The organism is Streptomyces bohaiensis, assembly GCF_012033785.1.
In the GTDB taxonomy this organism is placed as follows: Bacteria; Actinomycetota; Actinomycetes; order Streptomycetales; family Streptomycetaceae; genus Streptomyces; species Streptomyces bohaiensis.
Map to the genome: position 1 here is coordinate 1 of NZ_JAAVJC010000260.1, position 6,620 is coordinate 6,620.

The following is a 6,620-nucleotide window of genomic DNA, read 5'->3' on the forward strand; positions in this document are numbered from 1 at the left end:
ACTCCCCACCCAGGACGGCACGCTGGAGCACTACCGGCACCGCACCGAGCCCGTCGCGCGCGACGCCCAGGGCCCGCCGCCCGCCTCGCGCGACCGCCCGCCGCGCTCGACCGCGCACTCGACCGGATCGGGCTGCGCACGCCCCTCGCCCGCGACACCGCCCTGGCGGCCGGGTTGGCGCTGGCGGCGGCGGGGCTGCTGTGGGCGGCCCTCACGATCATGGGCGCCATCGACGGGGTCCGGTTGCCGACCGGCAGCGCGGTGGCGCTGACGGTCGTCGTCTGCCTCCAACCCCTGCCGCTGTGCCTGCGCCGCCGCCACCCGACCGGGGTGCTGCTCGCCGTCGCCGCCGCGCAGCTCGCGGTCTACGCCTTCCTGCCCGCCACCGTCGCGTTCCAGGGGGTGGCGACCTTCGTCGCCGGCTACACCTGCGGTCTGCTCCTCTCCACCCGTGCGCTGGTGCGGCTGCTGGTGGTGGTGAGCGTGGCCACCGGGCTCATGAGCGGCGCCGTCTCGGGCATGCTCTTCGACCCCCAGCCGCTGCCCGGCTCCGACGCGGCGCGGGTCCTCACCGAGGCCGATCCAGCGGTCCACCTGGTGATCCTGACGGGACTGCTCTCCGCTGTGGGCTGCTACGCCGTCCCGGCGCTGGTCGGGCGGTACGTGGCGACCCGGCGTGACTACGTCGAGCTGGTGCGCCTCCGCGCCGACGAGGCGGTCCGGGCGCAGCGCGAGCGCGCCGAGAACGCGGTCCGCGCCGAACGCACCAGTATGGCGCGGGAACTCCACGACATCGCGGCCCACCACCTCTCCGGGATGGTCGTCCAGGCCGGCGCCGCCGAGCGGCTCATCGGCCGCGACGACGACGCTGCCCGGGAGGCGACCTCCTGGGTCCGCACCCAGGGGCGGGAGACGCTCGACAGCCTCCGCATGGTGGTCCGCGCACTGCGGGAACCCGGCCCGGACGGCGCCGGGAGGGACGGCACCTACGACGGCGCGCCCGTTCCCGGGGTCCCCGCGCTGGACCGGCTGGTCGCAGCCGAACGCCGCCTGGGCGCCGATGTCGCGCTGAGCCACGAGGGCGAGCCGCGGGCGCTGCCGCCGGTCGCCGACATCACCGTCTACCGTGTCGCGCAGGAAGCGCTCACCAACGCCCGGGACCACGCGCCCGGCGCCCCGGTCCGCATCGTGCTGCGCCACGGCTCGTCGCGCGTGGTGCTGGAGGTCGCCAACGACCCGCCGCCGGGGGGCTCGGGCAGGGCGGACGGGGGCGCGTCCCGGGGGCACGGCCTGCTGGGGATGCGCGAACGCGCGCAGCTGGTGGACGGGCGCCTGGACGCCGGGCCCGACGGGCCGGGCGGCTGGCGGGTGCGACTGGAGATCCCGCTGACGGGGGAGACCGGCCGGGCGGCACAGGGAACGCGAGAAGAGCGGTGACGGAGGAGCGCGACGTGATCAGGGTGCTGCTGGTGGACGACCAGTCCATGGTGCGAGCCGGTTTCCGGGTCATCCTCGGCATGGCCGAGGACATCGAGGTGGTCGGCGACTGCGGCGACGGCCGCAGCGCCGTCGAGCTGGCGGAGCGGCTGCGCCCGGACGTGGTCTGCATGGACGTCCGGATGCCCGGCGGTGACGGTCTGACGGCGACCCGGGAGATCCTCTCCCGCCTCGCCGACGACCCGCCGCACGTCCTCATCGTCACCACCTTCGACCTCGACGACTACGTCTTCGGCGCGTTGGAGGCCGGGGCTGCCGGGTTCGTGCTGAAGGACACCGACCCCGACGACCTGATCGACGCGGTGCGCCGGGTCGCGGCGGGCCACGGACTGGTCGACCACACGGTGACCCGGCGCGTCATCTCGGAGTTCGCCCGCCGCACCCCGCCACCGCAGCCGGAGGAGGACCCCGCCGCGCTGCTGACCGGACGGGAGACGGAGATCGTCCGCCTGCTCGCGCGCGGCATGTCCAACGCCGAGATCGGACGGGAGCTGTTCATCGAGACCACCACCGTCAAGTCCCACCTCGGCCGCGCCATGACCAAGATCGGCGCCCGCGACCGGGTGCAGACCGTCGTCTGGGCCTACCGCACCGGCGTCGCCCACCCCTGACACCGGCCCTGCGGCGGTGACCGGCGGGCGCGGCCCGGCGCTACCGGTGACCGGCGCGGCCGGGCGCCGCGCCGGTCACCGCCGCAGGACGGCGCGTTGGAGGGCTTCCAGGGGGCCGTGGCGGAAGCGCCGGGTCCAGAGGGAGGCGGCGGCGAGCAGGACGGCGCTGACCGCCGCCCACAGTCCCATCACCCACCACGGCCCGGCGTCCGGCCCGATCCGGGCGGCGAGTCCGGCACCGATGCCGTAGGCGAGCAGGACGCACAGCACGTTCTGGAGCACGTAGCAGGTGAGCGCCGTCCGGCCGACCGACGCGAGGGCCCCGGTGGCGGCGGTGGCGACCCGCCCCGGGCGGCGGACGCGGTCCGCAAGCGCCCCGACGAGACCGATGTACCCCAGCGCGACCAGCGGTGCGGCGACGTACCGGTTGAGGAGGAACCCGCCCTCCCCGAAGAAGGCGAACAACACCGTCAGCGGGAGACCGGTCCCGAGCCCCCAGCGCAGCATCCGGCCCCGTAGGCGGCGTCCGGTCGCGTCCGGGCCGAACGCCCCGGCTCGGTACAACCGCGCGCCCAGCAGGAACAGGGCGACCAGCAGTCCGAACGTCAGCACCGGCTCCAGCCGCAGCGCGAGGGCGTTCTCCAACCGGAACGCCACTTGCTCGCCGTAGCCGCCTTCCGCGTACAGCGCCACGACGGATGGCGCGACCTGCTGCTCTCCCTCGGAGGCGGAGCCCGCCGCGAGGAGCAGGGCGGAACACGCGGCCATCAGCGCGAGGTGCCCGCCCGCCGCCCACCACAGCCAGCGTCGCTGCGCCCGCTCGCTGCGGGTCAGCAGCCACGCCACCAGGAGTGCGGTGACCGCGTACCCCATGAGCACGTCCCACGCGAAGACCAGCACGAAGTGCAGCGCGCCCTCCGCGAAGAGGAACGCGGCACGCCACCGGTAGCGTCCCGGCCAGGGCTCACCCCGGCGGGCGGCCGAGTCGAACTGGATGGCCAGCCCGACGCCGAAGAGGACGGTGAGCAGGGCGAGGAACTTCCCGTCCGCGAGCAGCCGGAAGGCGCTCTCCGCCGCCTCGGACACCGACGACAGGTCGGGCGTGACGAGCGGGCCGCCGAGCACCGACCACTCCGCGCCCGGGGCCGTGAAGATCCATACGTTGGTCATGAGGGTGCCGAGGATCGCCACACCCCGCAGCAGGTCGAGAAGCGGCAGTCGGTCGCTGCCCGCGCCCTCGCTCGCAGTGCCCGCGTGGCGAGGCATGGCGACGGGGCTCGCGACAGCGGTGGGTACCGGCGGCCCGCCGGTTGACTCGGTGCTGGTCATGCCCCACATCGTGCGGCGACCGGACCATGGCCCACATCGTGTTCACGGATGATCGTGGTGTACGACGAAGGATGCAGGCGGGTGCCCGTGACCGGCGGGCCGCCACCGGGACCGGCGGCCCGCCGCACGGGCTCAGACGCGGAAGTGCCCCGCGGCGAGAGCGGAGACAAAGCCCCGCCAGCTCTCGGGGGAGAGGGCGAGAGTGGCCCCGGCCGGGTTCTTGGAGTCGCGGACCGGAATCAACCCCGGCAGATTGCGGGCGAACTCCACGCAGTCGCCGTTGCTGGCCCCACTGTGGCTGGACTTGATCCACAGCGGGGTGCCGGCGCCGGCAAGTGCAGACTGCTCATGCTTCATCGGTGTAGTCCTTCGCGACCGCCCTGAGGAGGGCTACAGATTCTTGGTGTGGAAGTGCATCACTCAATGCCAAGTCGTACATGGCTTGGCAGCGTGCTACCTGCGCCGGATCGTCGATGAGTCGTCCGGTGAGTACGTTCTCGGTGTAGGCCACGGGCGCCCCGTCGGGGAACTCCATAAGCGAAAGCATCCCCTCCATCAGTGCGTGCGAACCAGTAGAGAACGGGAGGATGTGCAGCCGGAGACGTCCCGATTCTGCCAGGTCGGCGATCTTTTCCAGCTGCTTCGCCATGACCGTGGGCCCGCCTACGGGGCGACGGATGACAGACTCGTCCAGGAGGGTCCAGATTACCGGCGAGCTGGGGTCCGTTAGCCGCGCAGCTCTGTTCATTCGATTGACCACTTGCTCGTCAATTGACTCGCCCGCAGGGTTGGGCCAACCGGTGCGGAAGATCTCTCTGGCGTACTCCGGGGTCTGCAGAATCCCCGGAACAAGCATTGATCCGAAGTGTCGGATCACGGAGGCCAGTTGCTCCAGCTCCGCCGCCTCCGTGAAGTGGTCGGCGAAGCGGCGTTCCAGGTCCTTGAGCCAGCGGGCGAACCAGCCGTCCGTCGCCAGGGCTTGGTCGATCCGCGCGGCGTCGTCGGGATTGGGGAGGCGTCGTCCCGCCTCGAAGTGGCTGATGAGTGTGGGAGAGCAGACCACGATGCTGCTCAACGCCTCCTGCGTCATGCCGGCGGCGGTCCGCCGTCGGCGTAGTTCGTCCCCGTACTTCTGTCGGGGCGTGCGATACCCGCGTTCCGGCATTCCCTGGCTCCCCACGATGAAAACGCGCCTGTCAGCCATTTCCCCCTGGCAAGCCTAGTGCTCACGAACGCACTCTGTGAGTGGATCTGTACGCAGCGGCAGGGAGATGGATGTGGTGGAGACGAGTGGGGCGGCGGAGAACCCGCCGGGGGACGGATGTGGCAGCGGTGACACGCCGGTTGGGCTCTCGGGGGAGCAACTGCGTTCGGCGGTGGGTGCGTTGAACACGGTGATCGACGCGCACCTCCGTGCGCTGCGCCTCGGTGGCTCGGCCGGTGGCCGCCGATGCGCCGGCTGTCGGTGCCGGTGTGCGACCGGTTGCGGGGGTGCGGAGTGAGGTGCGGCGAGCTGCGTGGCTTCTGGGGCGAGCTGGTGGTGCGCAGCCCGGACGCCCACGGGGAGTGGTATCTCGGCGGACACTGGGCGGCGGGTCCGGCGGATGCGCTGCGGTGGATGGTCGACCGGGCCGGGCGGTTGGCCGACGCCCTCGACCCCGTTCCCCGCGGTGGGCCGTTCCCGCCCGCCGTCCTGGAGTCCGCGGGGGAGGGGTACGACCCGGCGGCGGTGTTCCGGGAGTGGGCGGCGGACGCCGGGTACCAGCGGGTGCAGGCGCGGGCCCTGCGGGGTGGCGGGCCCGTCAGCGTCAACAGCCGGGGCCCGGACGTGGTCACCGGGCAAGGCGCGGTGGAGGTGCTGTACTCCCTCTCCTGCCGGCCGGTCGTCGTGCCGTCGGCGGTGGCTCAGCCGGCGCTGCCCGAGCGCAGCAGTGCGTCGAGACGGTCGAGCGTCCACTGCCAGCTGGCGTCCGAGTCCACCGGGGTGTGGGAGAACCCGGTCGCGGCCTCCAGGCTGATGTAGCCGTGGAAGACGCTGCCGAGCAGGCGCACCGCGTGGGTCTGGTCGGGTTCGGCGATGTCGTAGCCGCGCAGGACGGCCCGGGCCAGCTCGGAGTGCCGGACGCCCGCGCTCGCCATGGCGGTCTCGTGGTCGAGCGGCAGCCGAGCGGCCTCGTACCGGCCGGGGTGCGCGCGGGCGTAGTCGCGGTAGGCGCCCGCGAAGGCGGCGAGGGCGTCGCGGCCGGAGCGGCCGGCGAGCGCCTCCGCGACGCGGTCCGCCATCTCGCGCAGGGCGAGGAGCGCCACCCCGGTCCGCAGGTCGTCGGTACCGCCGATGTGCGAGTAGAGGCTGGCCGCCCTGACGTCGAACCGGCGGGCCACGGCGGAGGCCGTCACCTGGGCGAGGCCGGCCTCGTCCGCCAACTCCGCGGCGGCGGCGACCAGTCGTTCGGGGGTGAGTCCGGCGCGTGCCATCGGGGGCTCCCTGGGGGTGGAGTGGGGCGTGGGTCGAGTGCGGTGGCCGGTGCGGCCCCGGTCTCCCCGGGCGGGAGGCGAGCGCCCGAACCGCACCTATTGAGTATAAGCATTTGCCTAAAGCCTGTAGGAAACCTACGGTGGACGGCATGAGACCCATGACCGACCGCGAGATCCGGGGCGCGTTCGTCAACTGCTCCAAGGGCGCGGCCAAGCGCATCCCCGTCCCCCGCGACCTGGACGACCGCCCCTGGGACGACCTCGACTTCCTCGGCTGGCGCGACGCCGGCGCACCCGATCGCGCCTATCTCGTCACCCGCTACGAGGGCCGAGACCGGGCGATCGTCCTGCGCAGCGCACCGCCCGCCGCCTGGCAGGTCCGGCGCAGCATGTGCTCGGTCTGCCTCACCGCCCCCAGCGCGGGCGTCTCGCTCATGGTGGCGCCGCGCGCCGGGCGGGCGGGGCAGGACGGGAACTCGGTCGGCACCTACCTGTGCGCCGACCTGAACTGCTCGCTGTACATCCGCGGGCTCAAGGACGCCGGGCCGAGCGCCCGGCTGCCCGAGGTCATCACCGTGGAGGAGCGGATCGCGCGGGCCGTCGCCAACCTGGAGTCGTTCCTCGCCCGCGTCCACCGCTGAGCGGACCGGCACGCGGCGCGGGTCGTTTGAGGACGGCCGATGGCGCCCGCCCGTCGCACGACGGGCG

At 73.3% G+C, this 6,620-nt stretch carries 8 protein-coding genes; 4 read left to right on the forward strand and 4 right to left on the reverse strand.

All coding sequences use genetic code 11. The annotated features are described in order from the left end of the window. Both HCN52_RS20305 and HCN52_RS20310 read left to right on the forward strand, forming a co-directional pair. On the forward strand, nucleotides 1–1,437 hold a 1,437-nt coding region (locus HCN52_RS20305; RefSeq protein ID WP_209314782.1), incomplete at its 5' end, for a sensor histidine kinase. Further along, the gene (locus tag HCN52_RS20310) at nucleotides 1,434–2,108 is read left to right on the forward strand and encodes a response regulator (protein WP_312876801.1); all 675 of its coding nucleotides are present in this window, start codon (nucleotides 1,434–1,436) and stop codon (nucleotides 2,106–2,108) included. The genes HCN52_RS20305 and HCN52_RS20310, both read left to right, overlap by 4 nt. A 75-nt stretch (nucleotides 2,109–2,183) precedes the next feature. Here HCN52_RS20310 and HCN52_RS20315 read toward each other — a convergent pair whose 3' ends face one another. The 3 genes from HCN52_RS20315 to HCN52_RS20325 all read right to left on the reverse strand — a co-directional run bounded on the left by HCN52_RS20315 (nucleotide 2,184) and on the right by HCN52_RS20325 (nucleotide 4,602). Then, entirely contained in the window at nucleotides 2,184–3,374 is a 1,191-nt protein-coding gene (locus tag HCN52_RS20315; protein WP_209314784.1) for a DUF418 domain-containing protein, read from the reverse strand. Between the two features lie 195 nt (nucleotides 3,375–3,569). Beyond that, a complete protein-coding gene (locus HCN52_RS20320; protein WP_168089898.1) occupies nucleotides 3,570–3,794 on the reverse strand; it encodes a DUF397 domain-containing protein in 225 nt (74 codons plus the stop codon). Next, on the reverse strand, nucleotides 3,784–4,602 hold the full coding sequence (locus tag HCN52_RS20325) for a helix-turn-helix domain-containing protein (protein ID WP_167972529.1): 819 nt from the start codon (nucleotides 4,600–4,602) through the stop codon (nucleotides 3,784–3,786). Before HCN52_RS20325 ends, HCN52_RS20320 begins: the two co-directional genes overlap by 11 nt. Before the next feature lie 285 nt (nucleotides 4,603–4,887). Here HCN52_RS20325 and HCN52_RS20330 point away from each other — a divergent pair, with 285 nt between their 5' ends. After that, on the forward strand, nucleotides 4,888–5,460 hold the full coding sequence (locus HCN52_RS20330) for a hypothetical protein (RefSeq protein WP_168089899.1): 573 nt from the start codon (nucleotides 4,888–4,890) through the stop codon (nucleotides 5,458–5,460). On the opposite strand, the gene HCN52_RS20335 is transcribed toward HCN52_RS20330, so the two are convergent. Next, nucleotides 5,343–5,912, reverse strand: a complete 570-nt coding sequence (locus HCN52_RS20335; protein ID WP_168089900.1) for a TetR/AcrR family transcriptional regulator — start codon at nucleotides 5,910–5,912, stop codon at nucleotides 5,343–5,345. The two genes, HCN52_RS20330 and HCN52_RS20335, sit on opposite strands and share 118 nt — an antisense overlap. Before the next feature lie 149 nt (nucleotides 5,913–6,061). On the opposite strand from HCN52_RS20335, the gene HCN52_RS20340 reads away from it, so the two are divergent. Then, on the forward strand, nucleotides 6,062–6,553 hold the full coding sequence (locus tag HCN52_RS20340) for an FBP domain-containing protein (protein WP_168089901.1): 492 nt from the start codon (nucleotides 6,062–6,064) through the stop codon (nucleotides 6,551–6,553). Nucleotides 6,554–6,620 lie beyond the last annotated feature (67 nt).